Below are 19,985 nucleotides of genomic sequence, written 5' to 3' on the forward strand. Positions count from 1 at the left end.
TTCCTGTTGCCGCGCTCTAGATCGCCGTGCGTCCTACCGCGCAAAGTGGCGATCTAGACCTTTGTTGTTGCATCGGATTTTTCCGAAAACCGGATTTCGCTTTTCGGTCCGATGCTCTAGCGCGCCTTCATCGAGGCCGTCATGGCTTCGAGCTCGGCGGTCTTGCTCTGCATCAGCTCGATCAGCATCGCGAACTTGGCGTCGGGGGTCGGGGCGGCGTCGAATTTCGCGATGACGGCCTCGTCGACCTTGGCGTCGACCAGGGTCTTGCGGGCATCGCCAAGCGCGGCCTGTTCGTCGCGCGCGAGCTTGACCGCGTTTGCTTCCGGCTCGGGGCCCTTCAGCTTGAGGTAGTCCTGATAGTGGGCGGCGACGGAGGCCGGCTCGTCGGTCAACAGCTCTTCCGCGAGATAGACTGCCTGGATCTCGCTCCCGCCCTGGAGCCGTGGCAGGAAGCGCTGGCGCCAGATCAGCTGCAGGCGCTCGCTGGTCATGTCGATATGGACGGTGTCCAAGTCGAGCGGGACCTCGCCGAACTTGAGCTTCTCGCCCTCGCCGGTCAGTGCCTCGATGAAGCAGCGCAGGCGCTTGCCCGGCAGGGCTGTGGTGAAGCTCGCATGGTCCGGATGCATGTTGGTGAGCTCGATGCGCTCGTCGCCGGTCCAGTAGCCGCTCTTCAGGCACTGGTCGTCCGGCGCGGCCTGGGCTGCGCGCGGATCGTGGTCGCGCGGCCGGAGCGGCGCGACGAACGTGGCCCAATGCTGGTCGCGCGTGCCCTCGCGGCCGAAGCGAGGCTGCCAGTTCGGCGAGATCGGCGCGAAGCAGGCCGGCGGCAGCAGATGGTCGTGGCCGCGGATCGGCAGGTCGGGCGATTCGATGTTGGCGAGGTAGAGGAATTTCCGGCCATCCTCGGCGGTCCAGGGCTCGATGCCGCGCCCCATCGGGTTCTCGGGCAGGTTCAACCCGCCGAAGGCGCGCTCCCAGCGCAGCGGCATCTGGATGAAGGGGGCCGGGCCCTCGATCATGAACTGGCCCTGCGGGTCGCGCAGCCAGACGCGGTCGCCGAAGACGCGCAGGTGCTTGCTGATGGGGCCGATGGTGAGGCCGGCATCGACGGATGGCGCCGGGTAATTGTCCGGCGCGTGGCAATTGGCGGTGAGCAGCACCTCGCCGAAGGGCTTGAACGGCACGAGGTCGCTGGCATAGCGCAGGCTGCGGCCGATCTCGTCCATGTAGCGCTCGTCGCCGGCGAAATCGGCCTGCTCCTCGGCCGGCAGCGTCGTCGGCATGCGCCAGTTCTGCAGCGAGAACGTGGCCTTGACGATGAAGCTCAGCTCCGGTTTGGCCGGGTCGAGCGTGCTGTCGAGCGGGATGAATTTGTAGGGGAGCGACGAGAACAGTTTCATCAAAGGGAGTCCGGCCTGCCCTCGGTAACGTGCGCGAGGTTCCTTAATCGACAAAGGTTAAGAGGTCGCCGCTACATGGTTATGACGGCAATCTTGTCCGTGACTTGCGATTCATATTGTAATAGTTAGCCGGTTTATTTTGCGCCGATGCCGGGTGATCCTGCGCAATGCGCGGAAAGCGGACGTAAGCTAGATCGCGGTGCATCCATTCGGATGCACAATTGGCGATCTAGCTCTTTGATCCAGCATCGGATTGTTCCGAAAACCGGTTCCCACTTTTCGGTCCGATGCTTTAGCCCAGATCAAGCGCCAGCAGCGCCTCGTCATGGAAGACGCCATCGACGTGAAGTGCCCGGGATTCGATGCCGTAGGGTTCGAAGCCGAGCCTGTCGTAGAGGCGGTAGGCCGCGCGATTCGTGGTGACGACATTGGCTTGCAGGACCAGGACGTGGCGGCGCGCATGGTCGATCACCGTGCTGACCAGTGTCTCGCCGAGGCCGTGGCCGCGCGCGGCCGGGGCGACGTAGACGCCCCAGAGCTTGCCCCTGTGCCGGGTCTTGGGCGAGTTCATGGCGAGGAAGCCGGCCGTGCCGACGAGGGCATCGTCGAGGAAGGCGCCGAAGACCTGGCTCGGCGATTCCGGTGAAAGCCTGGTTGCGAAGAAGGCGAGGGGCTGCGCCGCCTCCTCAGCATGGCTGGCGCCGAAGGCCTCGGGCGCGCTCTGCAGCGCGGCGAGGCGCAGGCTCCGAAAGGCTTCGGAATCGTCAGGGCCAAGCGGCCTGATCAGGATCGTGCTCTCGCTCGCCATTGCGCGAACGAGAGCACGGGATCGGCATGCGCCGCAAGCAGGTCAACGCTTCAGGTTGCCGCAAGCGGGTCAGCGCTTCAGGTTGACGATGACGACGCCGGCGAGCGCCATCAGGCCGCCGACGATCCCCAGCGCGCTCGGCACTTCGCCGAGCCAGAGGAAGCCGATCAACGTCGCGATCGGCGGCACGCAATACTGGAAATTGGAGGCGCGGGCGGCCGGCAGCCGCGAGAGCGTGATCGCCCAGGTGCCGTAGGCGGCGAGGCTGGAGACGATGGCGAGGTAGAGCACCGAGAACAGCGCCTCGGTCGAGGCGACCTGCGCCTGCGCGATGGCGTTCGGCAGGAGCGGCGAGAGCGCGAGCCCGCCGATCGCCATGTTCCAGGCGGCGACCGAGAGCGGCTTGTGCCGGGCGAAGAGCGGCTTCTGCACCACCGTGGTGATGGCATTGCAGAAGGCGGCGCCAAGGATCAGCAGGACGCTGATGCCGATGTCGAGGCTGAGCCCGTTGCCAAGCGCGATCAGCCCGATGCCGGCAAAGGAGACGGCGGTGCCGAGCCAGGAGATCAGGCTGAAGCGCTCTCCGAGAATGAGCATCGCCAGTGCGGCGGTCATGATCGGGTTGGTGTTGATGATGAAGCTGGCGGCGCCGGCCGGCACGACGGTCTGGCCGAGATTGAGCAGCACGGCATAGCCCGCGATGAAGACGATGCCACCGACCAGGAAGCGCCAGATGTCGCTCGCCGCCGGCAGCGGCGCGCGGGTGAGGACGAGGAAGAGCGCGGCCGGCACGCCGGCGAGCGCGAAGCGTAGCGCGGCCATCTCCAGCGGGCCGAAGCTGCCCAGGCCGGCGCGGATCGCCGGGAAGGAGGAGGCCCAGGCGATCACGGTGAAGCTGATCGTGAAGATCAGCGTGGCGTCGAAGACGGGGCGTGATCCGGCCGGCAGGGCGGGGGAGGCGGAGGTCATGGGTTGGTCCTCGGGTGGGACGACAGGTTGCCCCGATAGACGCCCGATCGAGCTGATTGACAAACGAGTAATTGAGGGATGATCTGTGAGTATGGATCACAGCTCGGCCTTGCCCCCACTCGACACGCTGCGCGCCTTCGAGGCCGCCGCCCGCTCCGGCAGCTTCTCGGCCGCGGCCGAGGCGCTGAACCTGACCCATGGCGCGATCAGCCGGCAGGTCGCCAAGCTCGAGCATTGGCTGGGCACGCGGCTCTTCACCCGGCAGGCGCGCGGCGTGGCGCTGACGCCGGAGGGGCAACGGCTGATGCAGCGCACGCAGGAAGCTTTCGCATTGATCGCGGATACCTCCGACCGCTGGAGCGAGCCGCGCGGCGCTGCGGTGGTGCGCTTCAGTGCGATTCCCTCGGTGTGCAGTTTGTGGCTGATGCCGCGGCTGAAGCGGTTGGAGACGGGCGACCCGCAATTGCGCATCCTGCTGCAGATCGACCATCGCCGCGTCGATCTCGAAAGCGAGGGCATCGACCTCGCCATCCGCTGCGGGCGCGGCGGCGCGCCGGGCCGGGTCTCGGTGCAGCTCTTCGAGGAATGGTGCTTCCCGATCGCCTCGCCGGAGCTGGCGCAGGCCATAGGCGCGGGCAAGCCGGAGCGCCTGCTTGAGCAGCCGCTGATCCATGATTCCGATGCGGCCGGCTGGCGCGCCTGGTTCCTGGCGCAGGGGCTCGACTATCGGCCGCGACCGCAGGACCGCCGCTTCGAGGATTATAACCTCGTGCTGGACGCCGCTGCCGCCGGGCTCGGCGTCGCAATGGCGCGCCCGCCTCTGGCGCAGGGGCAGATCGATGCGTGGCGGCTTGCCGTGGTCGACAAGCGCACGGCGCTCAACCCGGTTTCCTACTGGCTCGACCGGCCGCTCGGCCAGCCACGTCCGGCCGCGATGGCGCTGGCGACGCGGATTGCCGCGGAGGCCGGCCTGCCGCAGGCTCGGCTTGCCGCGTTCCTGAAGAGCGAGGCGAGGGCGGCTTAAGGCCGTCTTCCCGGACGAGCCCGCCCCTGCCCGTCATGGTCGGCCTTGTGCCGACCATCCACGTCTTCGCTTATCGCGGGCACCGTTCAAGACGTGGATGCTCGGGACAAGCCCGAGCATGACGGTGAGGGCGATGCTCTACGATGGATCCCGGAGCTCCGCTTCGCTTCGTCCGGGATGACGCGGTCAGGTTGTCGCCAAGTTCCGGCTTGTCTTGGCTGGTGCGGACTTGTGCCCATTCTCCAGCAACATCCGCATCTCCTCGGCAAGGTCGAAGAACTGGTCGCGAACCGCCTTGGCATGCGGATTGGCGCGCTCGATCGCGAGGAAGACGCCGGGCGCGTCGTAGCGCACCATCTCTGTCGCCTGCATCAGGAGGTCGAAGCTCGCGGTGGTCATCCGGCGCGGCAGCGGCTCCATCCGCACCAGGATCTTGGCGATGAGATGGGTCAGGCCCTGGACCATGGCCGCCTCACGGTCATGCGCGTCGGGCGTGGTCATGATCACCTTGAGGCGGAGCACCTTGCGCAGGAAGGCAGCGATACGCCAGGCGCTGCGGCCACGGATCGGGCAGAGGGCGATCTTCAGGCCACTTATGCCGTTTCGTCCGCTTTGCGGGCCGAAGAGCGGATGCGTGCCGATGATCTCGACATGCTCGGGTAGCCCGGCCTGCATCGCGATGGCCGGGCCGATCTTGACGGAGCCGACATCGAGCACGATGGCGCCGGCGCGCAGATGTGGGCTCAGCGCCGCGAGTGCTGCCGGAAGCTGGTCGACCGGAACGGCCAGGATCACGAGACCGCAAGCAGCGATGCCGGCGATGTCGGTCGGCGTCAGCCCCTTACCCGAACTATCGGCCGTCGCGGGCTGGCCGGGATCGAAGACCGAGAGTGCAAAATGCGGCTGAAGATGCGTGGCCATCAGCCGGCCGAAGGCGCCGAAGCCCATGACGCCGATTGAGGAGATCTGTCTGCGTGGGGTGTGCATCGCGTCGTCCTTGAGAGGGCCGCGATGCCGGGTGACTGCCTGAATTCATCAACCGCCAGCGCGGCGGTTGAGCATGGAAATGCAACCCGCCTTATGAGGACGGGGCGTAATAGTTCCGGGCGAGAAGGCAGGACATGGTCATGACGCGCTTAAATCGCGTGCTGGATGGCCTGTCAATGCGGGAGCCATTCGAAACCTGAGCCCTCATCCTGAGGAGCGCCGCAGGCGCGTCTCGAAGGATGTTCCAGGAGGTTCGGAAGCCCGCTGGTTCACCCTTCGAGACGCCGCTTCGCGGCTCCTCAGGGTGAGGGCTGAGAGTTTGCTAGGGCGGCCGCCTTGTCAGGCCGCCGTCTTCGCCTTCTCGGCGTCCATCATGTCGATGAAGCGGGTGAAGAGGTAGTGGCTGTCCTGCGGGCCGGGCGAGGCTTCCGGATGGTGCTGGACGCTGAAGGCCGGGCGGTCGTTCAGCGCGATGCCGCAATTCGAGCCGTCGAAGAGCGAGACATGGGTCTCGGTCGCGTTGGCCGGCAGCGTCGCGGGGTCGACGGCGAAGCCGTGGTTCATCGAGACGATCTCGACCTTGCCGGTGGTCTTGTCCTGCACCGGATGATTGGCGCCGTGATGGCCCTGCTTCATCTTCATGGTCTGGCCGCCAATGGCGAGCGCCAGCATCTGGTGGCCGAGGCAGATGCCGAAGGTCGGGATCCTGCGGTCGAGCAACTGCTTGATCACCGGCACGGCATATTCGCCCGTGGCGGCCGGGTCGCCCGGGCCGTTCGAGAGGAAGACGCCATCGGGCTTCAGCGCCAGGATGTCGTCGGCCGATGTGGTCGAGGGCACCACGGTGATCTCGCAGCCGGCCTTGGCGAGCAGGCGCAGGATGTTGCGCTTCATGCCGTAGTCGATGGCGACGACCTTGTGGGCGACGCTCTCGCGCTGGCCGTAGCCGGCCGGCCATTGCCAGGGCGTCTCGCTCCACTCGTAGCGCTGGGCGGCGGTGACGAGCGGCACGAGGTCGAGCCCGGCCATGTCCGGCAGCGCCGCAGCCTGCTGCTTCAGGCGCGGGACGTCGAAGACGCCGTCCGGATTATGGGCGAGGATCGCGTTCGGCATGCCCTTGTCGCGAATCAGCGCGGTGAGCGCGCGCGTGTCGACGCCGCAGATGCCGACGATGTTGCGGGCCTTCAGCCAGGTGTCGAGATGGCGGCTGGCGCGCCAGTTCGACGGTTCGGTGATGTCGGCATGGAGCACGACGCCGCGGACGCCGGAGGAGGAGGCGGCGTTCACCGTCTCGGTGTCCTCGTCGTTGACGCCGACATTGCCGATATGGGGGAAGGTGAAGGTGATGATCTGCCCGGCATAGGACGGGTCGGTCAGGATCTCCTGATAGCCGGTCATCGCCGTGTTGAAGCAGACCTCGCCGGGGGCCTCGGCTATGGCGCCAAGGCCGAAGCCCTCGAGCACCGTGCCGTCGGCGAGAACGAGGAGGGCGGTGGCGCGCGGCTCTGTCCAGCCGTCCTGGCCGGGGTTTCCTTCGGAAGCGGTCATGTCTATGTCTCGTCCAGGCCGCGATGGCGGCAATGCGGGGGTGGGGCAGCGGCTTCGCGCTCCGCCGGTCTGGAGCGCGAGCCTTAAAGGCGCGGGTCCATGCCGTCAATCTGGGGCCTACGCTGGCCTGTCGTGAGATAAGGGAATGACAGAGATGACGAGCCTGCGCGAGCGCTTCATGGGAGATCTGAAGGTGGCGATGAAGGCCGGCGAGAAGGGCAAGGTCTCGGCGATCCGCCTGGTACAGGCCGCCTTGAAGGACAAGGACATCGAGGCGCGCGGCGCCGGCAAGGGCGAGGCCACGGCTGAGGAGATCCTCGCGCTGCTGCAAAAGATGATCAAGCAGCGCCAGGAATCGATCGCGATCTACGACGCCAATGGCCGCCCCGAACTCGCCGCCGGCGAGCGCGCCGAGGTCGACGTCATCTCCGCCTATCTGCCCAAGCAGATGAGCGAGGACGAGGTGAAGGCGGTGATCGCTGCGGCCGTGACAGAGAGCGGCGCGGCCTCGGTCAAGGACATGGGCAAGGTCATCGCGATCCTGCGCGCCAACTACGCCGGCCAGATGGACTTCGCCAAGGCGAGCGGGCTGGTGAAGGCGGCGCTGGGCGGGTGACTCAGCTGGGTAGGTCGAGCGGGCTCACGCCCGCTCGATATCCGTCAGCGCGAAATCCTCGCCCTTGTAGAGCAGTGGCCAGCCGCGAGCCTTTGCCAGTGCGTAGGCCGCGCAATCGCCCATGTTGAGGCGGGCGGCGTGGCGGCCCTTGCCGAAGCGGCGATAGGCGTCGAAGGCGAGGTCGGAGAGGGCTTCGTCGAAGGGGATGATTTCGATGTTCTCGTTGCCGATGAACTCGTCGACCCACTCACGCGGCAACCCTTTGGAGCCCGTGAGCACGATGCGCGCCTCCAGCAGGTTGACGCTCGACAGGACCCGTCGTTGAGCAAGCGTCAATAAGCGCATGAAAGCCGGCCTTTCCTGTTCTTTCATGAGGCAGGCGACGATGGCCGAGGTATCGACGACGAGACTCACCACATGCCGTTCTCATCATAGCCGATCGCGTCGTCCATCTCCTCTCGTGTCATGCTGCGCTCGGCAGGCTTGATGCCGTATTTGCGGTCGAGCGCTTCCATCCGCGCAAGCGCCGCGGCCACCCGCCGCTCCTTCTCCTCCTCCGACAACTCGTCTTTGTCGAGTTCGTGGTGCACCGCCTGGCGTACCGCTTCGGTCAGCGTCAGGCCACGTCGGCGAGCCAGCATGCGCACGGCCTTTTCCGTCTCCGAATCCTTGATGTTGAGGGCCATTGCTGTCTTCCTTTTGCGTCGCTTTCTTTATCATGGCGCTGTGGATAGCGCCAATAAGCCAGTGCGATTCGATAACGGCGATTGGCTTCGGAGGCGGCAGGCCCCAGATAGAGAGCAATGAAATTCCCGCCCTCCATCCTTGAGGAGATCAAGGCGCGGCTGCCGGTCTCGGCGGTCGTGGGCAAGCGCGTGCGCCTGGCCAAGTCGGGGCGGGAGTGGAAAGGGCTTTCGCCCTTCAATGCCGAGAAGACGCCGTCCTTCTTCGTCAACGACCAGAAGGGCTCGTTCTTCGATTTCTCCTCGGGGAAGAACGGCGACATCTTCAAGTTCGTGATGGAGACCGAGGGGCTCTCCTTTCCCGAGGCGGTCGAGAAGCTCGCCGCCGATGCCGGCGTCATCCTGCCCAAGGTCAGCCATGAGACGCAGGTCCAGGAGGAGCGGCGCAAGGGGCTGCACGAGGTCGTCGAGCTCGCCGCGAAGTTCTTCGAGGCCGAGCTTGCCGGCGAGCGCGGCGCCGGGGCGCGGCGCTATCTGCAGGGGCGCGGGCTGGAGGGCGAGGCGCGCAGGCAGTTCCGCATCGGCTATGGCCCCGCCGACCGCTTCGCCCTGCGCGATCATCTCGCGGGCAAGGGCGTCAATGCCGAGCTGATGATGGAGGCGGGGCTGCTGGTGCATGGCGACGAGATCGCCGTGCCCTATGACCGCTTCCGCGACCGCGTGATGTTCCCGATCCATGACGGGCGCGGCCGGGTCATCGCCTTCGGCGGCCGGGCGATGAGCGCGGAGGTCTCGGCCAAGTACCTGAACTCGCCGGAGACGCCGCTCTTCCATAAGGGCGGCCTGCTGTTCAACCACCACAATGCCCGCAAGGGCGCGCATGACACCGGCCAGGTCATCGTCGTCGAGGGCTATGTCGACGTCATCGCCATGACGCTGGCCGGCTTCCCGCAGACGGTGGCGCCGCTCGGCACTGCGCTGACCGAGGACCAGCTCGGCCTGCTCTGGCGCATGGCCGACGAGCCGGTGATCTGCCTCGACGGCGACAAGGCCGGGCGCAAGGCGGCGAGCCGCGCGATCGATTTGGCTCTGCCCATGCTGGAGCCGGGCAAGTCGCTCTCCTTCGCGCTGCTGCCGGATGGGCAGGACCCGGACGACCTGGCGCGCTCGGGCGGCAAGCCGGCGATCATCGAGGTGCTCGGCGCTGCCAGGCCCCTGGTCGACATGCTGTGGACGCGCGAGGTCGAGGCGGGGTCGCTCGATACGCCGGAGCGCCGGGCCGCCTTCGAGCGCCGGCTGAAGGAGCCGCTCGGGCAGATCAAGGATGAGGCGACGCGCCGGCACTATCGCCGCGAGATGGACGAGCGGCTGGCCCAGCTCTTCGCCAGCGCCGCGCCGGCGCGAGGCGACCGCGGGCAAGGTGGAAATTATTCGAATGGTCGTGGCCGCGGTGGCGGCGGCGGTCAGCGCGGGCAATGGCCGGGTGCGCCGATGCGGCCGCTGCTGCCGCTGAAGGCGAGCAGCCAGCTCGCCGGTTCGCGCATGATGACGCGCAGCCGCGGCGAGGATAAGCGCGAGGCCTTCATCCTGCTGGCGCTGGCGAGCCATCCCGAGCTCGTGCTGCGCTGCGCCGACGAGATTTCGGAGCTGGCGCTCGACGGGCCGGCGGCCGAGCGCTTCCGGCAGGTGCTGCTCGACGTCGCGCTCGATGGCGATCTCGACCGCGAGGCGCTGGCGAGCCGGCTGGAGCAGCCCCGGGTGCAGGAGGCGCAGGGGGCGCTGATGGCCGTCACCGGCCCGGCCGAGCGGCTGAAACTCGTCGGGGCGGCTGATCCGGAGTCGGTTTTTGATTCGATTCGTCAGGCTATCGTCTTGCATCAGCGGGCGCGGACGCTACATAGCGAGTTGAAGGCAGCCGAGCGCGCATTGGCTGACGAAGCGACGGAAGCCAATTTCGCCTGGATCAAGGACGTCAAGGGCCGCCTCGACACAATCGAGGGGACCGAGGCGATGTCCGAAGAGCAATAGGCCGTGCTTTTTGCCGCTGCCGTCCCTGTCGCGCGGCATGCCACGGGTGGTTCACGATTCATCAACGATGATCGGGTCCATCTGGACGAGATGATTTGGCTGGGTGAGCGTGCCGGACCAGCGGCCGCATCGCCCTTTTATGCGTCGGCACGGGACCTTCGGTTCCAGGTCGCGCGAGAGTGCGGAGCGCTGATTGATGGCGACTAAAGTGAGCGAGCGGGAAAAGGCCGATCAAGTCGCGCCGGAAGCCCCCCCGACATCCGATGGGCCCCTGCTCGACCTCACCGATCAGGCCGTAAGGCGGATGATCAAGCTCGCCAAGAAGCGCGGGTACGTGACCTATGACGAACTGAACGAAGTCCTGCCCTCGGAGGAGTTCTCCTCGGAGCAGATCGAGGACGTGCTCGGCCAGCTCAGCGAGCAGGGCATCAACGTCGTCGACAACGAGGATCCCGAAGCCTCCGGCGAGGAGCGCGCCGCGGCGCGCGCCGGCAAGGACGGCGAGGAAGAGGAAGGCGACGGCGATCTCGTCGAGACGCAGCGCTCGGCGCTGCCGGTCGAGGTCAAGCGCAACCTGGAGCCGACCGAGCGCACCGACGACCCGGTGCGGATGTACCTGCGCGAGATGGGCTCGGTCGAGCTGCTCTCCCGCGAGGGCGAAATCGCCATCGCCAAGCGCATCGAGGCCGGCCGCGAGGCGATGATCGCCGGGCTCTGCGAGAGCCCGCTGACCTTCCAGGCCATCATCATCTGGCGCGACGAACTCGTCGAAGGCAAGGTGCTGCTGCGCGACATCATCGACCTCGAAGCGACCTATGCCGGCCCCGACGGCAAGAACCCGGCGCAGCTGCCGGGCGAGGGCGAGGAGGCCCCCGAGCCGGCAGAGGAGGCTGCGCCCGAGGGCGAGGCCCCGCCGGACGGCCTGGACGACGACGACATGGAGAACAACGTGTCGCTTTCGGCCATGGAGGCCGAGCTGAAGCCGCGCGTGCTCGAGACCTTCGATTCGATCGCCGACAACTATAAGAAACTGCGCCGCCTGCAGGACCAGGACATCGCCAACCGGCTGGAGAACACCAAGCTCTCGCCGTCGCAGGACCGCAAGTACAAGAAGCTCAAGGACGACATCATCGTTGCGGTGAAGTCGCTCTCGCTCAACAACAACCGCATCGAGGCGCTGGTCGAGCAGCTCTACGACATCAACAAGCGCTTGATCTCGCACGAGACGCGCCTGCTGCGCCTGGCCGAGAGCTATGGCGTCGGCCGCGAGGACTTCCTCAAGCAGCATGTCGGCGGCGAGCTCGATCCGAAATGGGTCCTGCGCGTCTCCAAGCTCGGCTCACGCGGCTGGCGCGAATTCGTCGGGGCGGAGCTGGAGCGGATCAAGAGCCTGCGCGAGGAGATCCACACGCTGGCCTCCGAGACCGGCCTGGAGATCCAGGAGTTCCGCAAGATCGTGCTGATGGTCCAGAAGGGCGAGCGCGAGGCCCGTCAGGCCAAGAAGGAGATGATCGAGGCCAACCTGCGCCTCGTGATCTCGATCGCCAAGAAGTACACCAATCGCGGCCTGCAGTTCCTCGACCTGATCCAGGAAGGCAATATCGGCCTGATGAAGGCGGTCGACAAGTTCGAGTACCGCCGCGGCTACAAGTTCTCGACCTACGCGACCTGGTGGATCCGGCAGGCGATCACCCGCTCGATCGCCGATCAGGCCCGCACGATCCGCATTCCGGTCCACATGATCGAGACGATCAACAAGATCGTGCGGACCTCGCGCCAGATGCTGCACGAGATCGGCCGCGAGCCGACCCCGGAGGAGCTGGCCGAGAAGCTCGCCATGCCGCTGGAAAAGGTGCGCAAGGTGCTGAAGATCGCCAAGGAGCCGATCTCTCTGGAGACGCCGATCGGCGACGAGGAGGATTCGCATCTCGGCGACTTCATCGAGGACAAGAACGCGATCCTGCCGATCGACGCGGCGATTCAGTCGAACCTGCGCGAGACGACGACGCGCGTGCTGGCCTCGCTCACGCCGCGCGAGGAGCGCGTGCTGCGCATGCGCTTCGGCATCGGCATGAACACCGACCACACGCTCGAAGAGGTCGGCCAGCAGTTCAGCGTGACGCGCGAGCGCATCCGGCAGATCGAGGCGAAGGCGCTGCGCAAGTTGAAGCACCCGAGTCGGTCGCGGAAGCTCCGGAGCTTCCTGGATAACTAAAAACGTTGGGAGTCTGACACTTTCAACGACTTGAGATGTGCCGAGCATTTGCGCCCGTCTAACCGTGCAACGGAGGCGGATAACCAATGCTGTTTAGGCTCGTTCGTTTGGTGAAGCGTTCCGGCGCTTCACCACTCTAATTCGTTCAGTGCATCCCTGCCGATGTGCTGCCACGAACTGCCAACTTGAAGCTCTCCATCCGGCCGGGCGATGGGGAGTTTCAGCACATCACGGTATCGCCCGAGGCCATGGCTGTTCGATTCAGCTTGCGGACCCGCGACCTGAAGAGTCGGCAGGCAGGGTGTGTGCTTCTGTGGTGTGGTCCGACCAGCGAAGCTTCTCTCCTCAATGCCCGGCCTATTGATTTTCGTCGGCTGTCCCGTGCGACGGCTTACATACTGCAGAGCCGATTTGCTCCTGACGCAATACGTCTTCTCTCGGCTCTATGTGTGCGATTTGGAGAGATGAACGCACGACGCGGGAATTCGAATGTCTGACGCAATTGCGAAATACAGCACCGCTAAGGGATACGTCCAATCTTCTTATGTAATAATGGCCAGTCCGAACCGTTTCAAGATACCGAACGATACAACATTCTTCCTCTCGTTCCATATGCTCTGCGGGTTTGCAGTGGAGCTCTATCTAAAATCCTTTTTGACGCACGCGGGCTACAGTGAGCGTACCCTTACGAGAGAGTTAGGCCACAATCTTCAGAGATTGCATGAAACAGCCCGTGCGGAGGGACTGGACGATTTCCAAGAGGGTATGCTCGTGCAACTTTTGAATAAGCATCATGGGAGCAACGAGTTTCGTTATGCGAAGAGAGCAACGGAGTACCGAACAGCCAATCTCAATGAGATATTTTTGGCCTTTTCTACTCTCGATTTTGGAATAGATGCTACCGTTGGGGCGAGTGCCTCGGTAGGTAAAACGCCGGGAGGTTTTTGGAAACTACCTAAAGAGCGTTCAATGTGGCGATTATAGGAAGCGCAACTTAGCCATCCGAATTTATGCGGTGTGTTGCTCTCTCGGGACATCGGAGCTAGAGGCCGAGCATGTCCCCCGAATTCCTCCTGACATCGCTGATCATCGTCGCCTCGCCCGGTACGGGCGCGATCTACACGATCGCCGCCGGGCTGACGCGCGGCAGCCGGGCCAGCCTGCTCGCGGCCTTCGCCTGCACGCTCGGCATCGTGCCGCATCTCATCGCCGCGATGATGGGGTTGGCGGCGCTGCTGCATGCCAGCGCACTCGCCTATGAGATCGTGAAATATGCCGGCGTCGCCTACCTGCTCTTCATGGCCTGGCAGACGCTGCGCGAGCAGGGCGCGCTCAAGGTCGAGACCGGGGCCGATCCGCGTTCGGGGCTGCGCGTGCTCGTCGATGGCATCCTGATCAACGTGTTGAACCCCAAGCTCTCGATCTTCTTCGTCGCCTTCCTGCCGCAGTTCATCACGGCCAATGAGCCCAGCCCGCTGCTGCGCATGCTGGAGCTTTCCGGCGTGTTCATGGCGATGACCTTCGTCGTCTTCGCGCTCTACGGCCTGTTCGCCGCGGCGATGCGCGACAAGGTGATCAGCCGGCCGGCGGTGATGGCCTGGATGCGGCGCTCCTTCGCCGCTGCCTTCGTGGCGCTGGGGGCGAAGCTCGCGCTGACGGAGCGCTGATGCCGCGCCAGAGCATCATCGGCATCGAGACGCGGGGGCAGGGCCTCTACGAGTTCACCGACCGCGTCCAGGCCTTCCTGCGCGAGGCACCGGCCGATAGCGCGCTGCTGACGCTGTTCGTGCGCCACACCTCCTGCTCGCTGCTGATCCAGGAGAACGCCGATCCCGACGTGCGGCGCGATCTCGACGCCTTCTTCAGGCGGCTGGTGCCGTCGGCCGACGATCCGGCCATGGCCTATCTCGTCCACCGCATGGAGGGGCCGGACGACATGCCCGCCCATATCAAGGCGGCGCTGACGCCGGTCTCGCTGTCGATCCCGGTGATGGACGGGAGGCTGATGCTCGGCACCTGGCAGGGCATCTACCTGTTCGAGCACCGCGACAGGCCGCATCGCCGCGAGGTCGTGCTGCATCTGGGCTGAGGTGCAGGCAGGAGAGGCCCTTCGCGGGCGCGCTATCCATGCGAAGCTCGCCTCAGTGTTGGGCGAACAGATCCGGCTCCCCCTCGCGCCATTCGTGCCTTATAGAGGGGCGATCTGGAGGAATTCCCATGTCGTTTTTGAAATCCCTGTTCGGCGGGCGCAAGGCTGCGGACGACAAGCCGGCCGGCCCGGTCAAGAGCATCGACCACAAGGGTTTCGCCGTCCACGCGACGCCCTATCAGGAGGGCGGGCAGTACCAGCTTTGCGGCGTGATCGAGAAGGAGATCGACGGCGAGACGAAGAGCCATCGCTTCGTCCGTGCCGATCGCTTCCCGGGCATCGATGATGCTGCCGACTTCACGCTGGTCAAGGGCCAGCAGCTCGTCGACGAGCAGGGCGACCGCCTGTTCAAATGAGCCTGATGCTTCGACCAAAGGTTGATTGACGTTGGGTCAGCTAACTTAAGCTTTTGTTGGCATCTCTGCGCTCTGATTGCGTGTCGAATTTACGCAGTGCGAGCGAATTCCGAATGTTCCAGGCCGTCGCCGGGCCAGAAAGCGCCGAACAGGGCTTTCCGTCCGGAGCTACCCCTCTCGCCCCAGGGCTCTCGGCGCTGGTGGAGAATGGCTTTGCGCTTCCGGCGCTGCTCGCCAGACCTGTCGAGGCTGCGCGCGCCGTCGACGATGCCTGGCTCGCCGGCATTCTCGACCAGCTTCCAGCCGCGGTCTACGTCACGGATGCGCAGGGCCGGATCCGCTATTTCAACCGGGCGGCGGCCACCCTTGCCGGGCGCGAGCCGCGGCTCGGCGCCGATCTCTGGTGCGTGACGCAGCGCCTGCTGGGCAAGGCCGGCGAGCCGCTGGCGCCCGCGGACAGCCCGATGGCGCAGGCGCTGCGCGAAGGCCGCGCGCTGCGCGGCGTCGAGCTTCTGGCCGAGCGGCCGGATGGCAGCCGCATCCGCTGCCTGCACAATCCGACGCCGCTCTTCGATGGCCAGGGCCGGCTCGTCGGTGGCTTCAACCTGCTGCTCGATCTCGGCGAGCGCGGCGATGTCCGGATCGCCGATCCTGCCGAGGCGGGGGCCGATGGCGAGCGCCTGGCCTTCCGCCGGCATCTGCGCGAGGCGATCGAGACCGGCGCGATCCTGCTGCAATACCAGCCGCAGTTCCGGGCGAATGGCGAGGTCGTCGGCTTCGAGGCGCTGGCGCGCTGGCGCGATCCGGTGCGCGGGGTCATCTCGCCCGCGACCTTCATCCCGGCGGCGGAGGAGGGCGGGCTCATCGCTGCGCTCGGCGCCCATGTCCTGCGCAGCGCCTGCCGCGAGGCTGCAGGCTGGAAAAAGCCGCTCAGGATTGCCGTCAACCTGTCGCCGCTCGAATTCGAGTCGGATGAGTTGCCGGGGCTGGTCGAGGCCGTGCTGGGCGAGACCGGGCTCGACCCCGAGCGGCTCGAGCTCGAGATCACCGAGGGCGTGATGGTGACCGATGCGGTGCGCGCTATGGCGACGCTGTCGCGGCTGCGGGCGCTCGGCGTGCGCATCGCGCTCGACGATTTCGGCACCGGCTATTCCTCGCTCTCCTACCTCCACCGCTTCCCGCTGACGACGCTGAAGATCGACCGCAGCTTCGTCGCGACGCTCGGCGTCACGCTGGAGGCTGCGGCGATCACGCGGGCGGTGATCCAGCTCGGCCATGCACTCGGCATCGAGGTGGTGGCCGAGGGCGTCGAGACGCCGGAGCAGTTCGACTTCCTGATCTGCGAAGGCTGCGACCTGGCGCAGGGCTACCTGCTCGGCCGGCCGCTCGATGCGTCGGCCTATGCGCATCTGACGGGTGGTTGAATAGCTCCTGAGCTTCATCGTGAGGAGCCCGCAAGGCGGCGCTTCTCCGTGGAGATTCAAGCCGCCTGCAACTCCGCCAGCAAGGCTTCCCCAGTCCATGACGGACGGGCATCGCTCGCCTCAGCCGCGTGAACCAGCGTGCGCAGGCGCGCGTTCACCGGCGCGCTTCGCCCCAGCCGCTCGGCCAGGCGCAGCACCTCGCCGTTGATCCAGTCCACTTCGGTCGCGCGCTTCGCGGCAAGGTCGTCCGACATGGATGAGCGCGCGAGTGGGTCGATCGCAAGCATCTTGCCACCCAGTAGCGCGAACAGGGCATCGGGCAGCCGCAGGACAGGCGGAATCCAGGCGGCGGGCAGGGGCGTCAGCCGCGCCGGCTTGATGCCGGCTTGCTTCAGCAGGGCGAGCGCCTCGGATTGCGCCAGCGCCAGGCAGCGGCGATAGGCAAGCTGCGACAGCTCTTCCTTCAGCGGCTGGTTCGCCAGGGCGTTGATGGCGTTGTTGAGGTTGAACAGCAGCTTCGCCCATTGCACCGGCAGCATGTCGAGATGGCGGACGAGCGGCAGGCCGGCCTTGTCGAAATTGGCGAGGAAGGGCTCCAGGTCGAAGGAGGCCCGGACCTCGAGCTTGCCCTCCGAGGCCTGGTGGAAGGCGCCGGGGCCGCGCCTCACCACGTTGAAGGGCACCATGCCCTCCAGCACGGTCTGCCGCGCGAGCGCGGCACGCAGGATTTCGGCATTGCCCAACCCGTTCTGGAAGCTGATCACGACCGCGCCCGGCCGCAGCGCAGCCGCCAGTTCGGCCGCAGCTGCAGCGGTGCCGGCGGATTTCACCGTGACCAGCACGAGGTCGGCCGCGGCCGCCGTCGCGGGATCGGACGAGAATGCGATGGCGGATGGCGGGAGCTGCCAATGGCCGCCGCGATAGTCGGAGATCGTGAGGCCGCGTTCGCTCAGCTCGTCGCCGATGCGCGGGCGCCCGACGAAGGCGACCCCACTGCCCGAGGCCAGCAGCCGGCCGCCGATATAGCAGCCGATCGAACCGGCGCCGTAGATGCAGATCCTGGCCATGTCGGTCCCCGGACGATGCGCGTCATTCCCGGCCGGAGCACAGCGAAGAGCCGGGAACCTCATGCAGAAAGAAGCTTCCTTCATGAGATGCTCGGGTCAAGCCCGAGCATGGCGACGGGTTCTTCCATCATCCGCGCCGTGGGGCACTGTCGCCAGTGCGCTTGCCGCGCCTCCGTGGGCTGCCTAATCATCGGGCAGCAAGAAAGCCGTTCCACCGAGACGGCCGTCGAGGAAACATGTCGACCGAAGAGCAGCGCTATCGGCCCGATTCCACCTATGCCTGGCTGCGGCTGGCCGTGTCGCTGCTGGTCGGCACCGTCGCCTGCGTCGGCACCTGGTCGGTCGTCGTCGTGCTGCCTTCGGTCCAGACGGAGTTCGGCACGCTGAGGGCAGGGGCCTCGCTGCCCTATACCTGCGCCATGCTCGGCTTCGGCTTCGGCAATATCGCGATGGGCCGGGTCGCCGACCGCTATGGCATCGTGGTGCCCATCGTGGTCGGCGCGGTGCTGCTCGGCGCCGGCTACATCCTGGCCGGGTTCTCACACAGCCTCTGGCAATTCGCGCTGGTGCATGGGCTCCTGATCGGCATCGGCGCAGGCACCGGCTTTGCGCCGCTGATCGCCGACCTGTCGCACTGGTTCCGCCGGCACCGCGGGCTCGCCGTCGTCTTCGGTGCGTCGGGCAGCTATCTCGCCGGCATGATCTGGCCGCAGGTCATCACCTGGGGCGTGCAGGCGCATGGCTGGCGCGCGACCCATATCGGCATCGGCATTGCGGCACTCGTCATCATGCTGCCGCTGGCGCCGTTCTTCCGCCGCCGCCCGGCCGCTGCGACCATCGCCGCGGCGGAAGCGTCGAGCGCCGGCGCGCGCGGCGATCTCGGCCTCACGGCCAATCAGCTCCAGCTCCTGTTGGCGGTGGCGGGCTTCTGCTGCTGCGTCGCCATGGCGATGCCGCAGGTCCATATCGTCGCCTATTGCGGCGACCTCGGCTACGGCGTCGCGCGTGGCGCCGAGATGCTTTCGCTGATGCTGGGTTTAGGCATCATCAGCCGCGTCGGCTCCGGCTTCGTCGCCGACCGGATCGGCGGAGCCGCGACGCTGGTGATCGGCTCGGTGATGCAGGGGCTGGCGCTGTTCCTCTACCTCTGGTTCGACGGGCTGACCTCGCTCTACGTCGTCACCGGCATCTTCGGCCTGTTCCAGGGCGGCATCGTGCCGATGTACGCGATCATCATCCGCGAATACCTGCCGCCCAAGGAGGCCGGCATGCGCATCGGCCTCGTCATGTCCGCCACCATCCTGGGCATGGCCTTCGGTGGCTACATCTCCGGGCTGATCTTCGACCTGTTCGCGTCCTACCGCATGGCCTTCCTCAACGGGCTGGCCTGGAACCTCGTCAACCTGAGCATCGTCTGCTGGCTGATGCTGCGGGTGCGGACGAGGGCGCAGCCGGCCTGACCAGGCAGGCTGCGTCGATAGGAGGCGATCACACCGCCCCGTGCGCCTCGACATAGAGCGCGTAGAGCGAGTGCGAGCTCGCCATGTACAGCCGGTTTCCCTTCGGCCCGCCGAAGCACAGGTTGGCGCAGCGCTCCGGCAGGCGGATGAAGGCGAGCGGCTTGCCGGCGGGGCTGAACACCATGACGCCGTCGAGGTCCTCCGACTTGCCCCTGAGGCCGAAGACCTTGCGCCGCCCTGCCTCCGCAGGCTCGGCGTCGAGGGCGCCGTTGCTGCCGTAGCCGCACCAGAGGTTGCCGTCGCGATCGACCCGGAAGCCGTCGAGCGCGCCGAAATCGGCGGCGTCGACCACCTTCACCTTGTTCGACGCCTTGCCGGCAGCGTCGATGTCGTAGCTCCAGATGCTGCGGTTCGGCGTGCCGCGCCACTCGACCACGTAGAGCTTCTTCTCGTCGGGCGAGAAGGCCAGGCCGTTGGGATTGACCAGATCGGTGATCACGGCGGCGAGCTTGCCGTCGGCACTGAGCCGATAGACGTTGGTCGTAGCCTGCTCCGGCTTGCCGCGCGACCCTTCCCACTCGCCGCTGATGCCGAAGAGCGGATCGGTGAACCAGATCGTGTCGTCGGACCTGACCACCACGTCGTTGGGCGCGTTCAGGCGCTTACCCTCGTAGCTGTCGGCGAGCACCGTGATCTTGCCGTTCTTCTCGGTGCGGGTGACCCGGCGCGTCACCGAATGCTCGCAGCTGATCAGCCGGCCCTGCCGGTCCCGGGCGTTGCCGTTGGCGAAGTTGGCGTTCTCGCGGAAGACGCTGAAGCTGTTCTTGACCTCGTCATACTTCATGATGCGGTTGTTCGGGATGTCGCTGAGCAGGAGATAACGCCCCTCGGGGAAATAGACCGGCCCTTCCGCCCAGCGCATCCCGGTCGCGAGCTGCTCCACCGTGCTCGAATAGATCCGGTACTTCGCGAAGCTGGGATCGAGGATCTCCACCGCCGGGTCGGGGTAGCGCTGGTTCGGCTTGAAGGGGAAGGCCTGGGCGAAGGCCGATTTCGACAGGGCGGAGCCGGCGACGGCGGCAAGGCCGCCCGCGAGCAGATGGCGACGAGACGTTTCCACGTTGTTCCCTCCAGCATTTGTTTTGGTTGTGTCGGATTGCGAGGCGCGACTTCCTCCGGCGCCGACGCGCTTGCCGTTGGGCAAGGGCGGGCGCCTAGCCGCTGACATAGCACATGATTTCAGAT

General features: G+C 66.2%; 19 protein-coding genes. 10 read left to right on the forward strand and 9 right to left on the reverse strand.

The window, feature by feature from the left end:
- Positions 1-116 precede the first annotated feature (116 nt).
- The 3 genes from DWF00_RS07385 to DWF00_RS07395 form a co-directional block, all read right to left on the reverse strand.
- Positions 117-1,406 (reverse strand): DUF2169 family type VI secretion system accessory protein, encoded by a 1,290-nt coding sequence (locus DWF00_RS07385; RefSeq protein ID WP_114831492.1) that lies wholly within the window; start codon positions 1,404-1,406, stop codon positions 117-119.
- A 292-nt stretch (positions 1,407-1,698) separates the two neighbouring features.
- The gene (locus DWF00_RS07390) at positions 1,699-2,214 is read right to left on the reverse strand and encodes a GNAT family N-acetyltransferase (RefSeq protein WP_114831493.1); all 516 of its coding nucleotides are present in this window, start codon (positions 2,212-2,214) and stop codon (positions 1,699-1,701) included.
- Between the two features lie 69 nt (positions 2,215-2,283).
- Positions 2,284-3,183: a DMT family transporter gene (locus DWF00_RS07395; protein ID WP_114831494.1), complete on the reverse strand. Its 900-nt coding sequence runs from the start codon at positions 3,181-3,183 to the stop codon at positions 2,284-2,286.
- 91 nt (positions 3,184-3,274) lie between these two features.
- Here DWF00_RS07395 and DWF00_RS07400 point away from each other — a divergent pair, with 91 nt between their 5' ends.
- Complete coding sequence (locus tag DWF00_RS07400) at positions 3,275-4,207, forward strand: LysR family transcriptional regulator (protein WP_114831495.1); 933 nt, start codon at positions 3,275-3,277, stop codon at positions 4,205-4,207.
- 186 nt (positions 4,208-4,393) lie between these two features.
- Here DWF00_RS07400 and DWF00_RS07405 read toward each other — a convergent pair whose 3' ends face one another.
- Complete coding sequence (locus DWF00_RS07405) at positions 4,394-5,194, reverse strand: prephenate dehydrogenase (protein WP_114831496.1); 801 nt, start codon at positions 5,192-5,194, stop codon at positions 4,394-4,396.
- Between the two features lie 339 nt (positions 5,195-5,533).
- Positions 5,534-6,742: a glutamine-hydrolyzing carbamoyl-phosphate synthase small subunit gene (gene carA / locus DWF00_RS07410; RefSeq protein WP_114831497.1), complete on the reverse strand. Its 1,209-nt coding sequence runs from the start codon at positions 6,740-6,742 to the stop codon at positions 5,534-5,536.
- Between the two features lie 154 nt (positions 6,743-6,896).
- Between carA and DWF00_RS07415 the strand changes: the two genes are divergently transcribed.
- Entirely contained in the window at positions 6,897-7,358 is a 462-nt protein-coding gene (locus tag DWF00_RS07415; RefSeq protein ID WP_114831549.1) for a GatB/YqeY domain-containing protein, read from the forward strand.
- Between the two features lie 24 nt (positions 7,359-7,382).
- Here DWF00_RS07415 and DWF00_RS07420 read toward each other — a convergent pair whose 3' ends face one another.
- Both DWF00_RS07420 and DWF00_RS07425 read right to left on the reverse strand, forming a co-directional pair.
- On the reverse strand, positions 7,383-7,772 hold the full coding sequence (locus tag DWF00_RS07420; protein ID WP_245973784.1) for a type II toxin-antitoxin system VapC family toxin: 390 nt from the start codon (positions 7,770-7,772) through the stop codon (positions 7,383-7,385).
- Positions 7,769-8,044 (reverse strand): type II toxin-antitoxin system VapB family antitoxin, encoded by a 276-nt coding sequence (locus tag DWF00_RS07425; RefSeq protein ID WP_114831498.1) that lies wholly within the window; start codon positions 8,042-8,044, stop codon positions 7,769-7,771. The genes DWF00_RS07420 and DWF00_RS07425 overlap by 4 nt, the downstream gene beginning before the upstream one ends.
- 117 nt (positions 8,045-8,161) lie before the next feature.
- Here DWF00_RS07425 and dnaG point away from each other — a divergent pair, with 117 nt between their 5' ends.
- From dnaG to DWF00_RS30095, 7 genes are all read left to right on the forward strand, one after another.
- Positions 8,162-10,069: a DNA primase gene (gene dnaG, locus DWF00_RS07430; RefSeq protein ID WP_114831499.1), complete on the forward strand. Its 1,908-nt coding sequence runs from the start codon at positions 8,162-8,164 to the stop codon at positions 10,067-10,069.
- Positions 10,070-10,265: 196 nt separating this feature from the next.
- On the forward strand, positions 10,266-12,284 hold the full coding sequence (gene rpoD / locus DWF00_RS07435) for an RNA polymerase sigma factor RpoD (RefSeq protein WP_114831500.1): 2,019 nt from the start codon (positions 10,266-10,268) through the stop codon (positions 12,282-12,284).
- 489 nt (positions 12,285-12,773) lie between these two features.
- Positions 12,774-13,268, forward strand: a complete 495-nt coding sequence (locus DWF00_RS28995; protein ID WP_147283779.1) for a hypothetical protein — start codon at positions 12,774-12,776, stop codon at positions 13,266-13,268.
- 71 nt (positions 13,269-13,339) lie between these two features.
- Entirely contained in the window at positions 13,340-13,951 is a 612-nt protein-coding gene (locus DWF00_RS07440) for a LysE family translocator (RefSeq protein ID WP_114831501.1), read from the forward strand.
- On the forward strand, positions 13,951-14,373 hold the full coding sequence (locus DWF00_RS07445; protein WP_114831502.1) for a secondary thiamine-phosphate synthase enzyme YjbQ: 423 nt from the start codon (positions 13,951-13,953) through the stop codon (positions 14,371-14,373). Before DWF00_RS07440 ends, DWF00_RS07445 begins: the two co-directional genes overlap by 1 nt.
- Before the next feature lie 128 nt (positions 14,374-14,501).
- Positions 14,502-14,789 (forward strand): HlyU family transcriptional regulator, encoded by a 288-nt coding sequence (locus tag DWF00_RS07450; protein ID WP_114831503.1) that lies wholly within the window; start codon positions 14,502-14,504, stop codon positions 14,787-14,789.
- Between the two features lie 113 nt (positions 14,790-14,902).
- Positions 14,903-16,213 carry a putative bifunctional diguanylate cyclase/phosphodiesterase gene (locus DWF00_RS30095; protein WP_114831504.1) on the forward strand — a complete coding sequence of 437 codons (1,311 nt, stop codon included), beginning with the start codon at positions 14,903-14,905 and terminating at the stop codon, positions 16,211-16,213.
- 56 nt (positions 16,214-16,269) lie between these two features.
- Here DWF00_RS30095 and DWF00_RS07460 read toward each other — a convergent pair whose 3' ends face one another.
- Entirely contained in the window at positions 16,270-17,280 is a 1,011-nt protein-coding gene (locus DWF00_RS07460; protein ID WP_114831505.1) for a 2-dehydropantoate 2-reductase, read from the reverse strand.
- Between the two features lie 236 nt (positions 17,281-17,516).
- On the opposite strand from DWF00_RS07460, the gene DWF00_RS07465 reads away from it, so the two are divergent.
- Positions 17,517-18,740: an MFS transporter gene (locus DWF00_RS07465; RefSeq protein ID WP_114831506.1), complete on the forward strand. Its 1,224-nt coding sequence runs from the start codon at positions 17,517-17,519 to the stop codon at positions 18,738-18,740.
- 28 nt (positions 18,741-18,768) lie between these two features.
- On the opposite strand, the gene DWF00_RS07470 is transcribed toward DWF00_RS07465, so the two are convergent.
- Positions 18,769-19,860: an SMP-30/gluconolactonase/LRE family protein gene (locus tag DWF00_RS07470; RefSeq protein ID WP_114831507.1), complete on the reverse strand. Its 1,092-nt coding sequence runs from the start codon at positions 19,858-19,860 to the stop codon at positions 18,769-18,771.
- Between the last annotated feature and the right edge of the window lie 125 nt (positions 19,861-19,985).

It is taken from the genome of Allobosea caraganae (assembly GCF_003351345.1).
Lineage (GTDB): Bacteria > Pseudomonadota > Alphaproteobacteria > Rhizobiales > Beijerinckiaceae > Allobosea > Allobosea caraganae.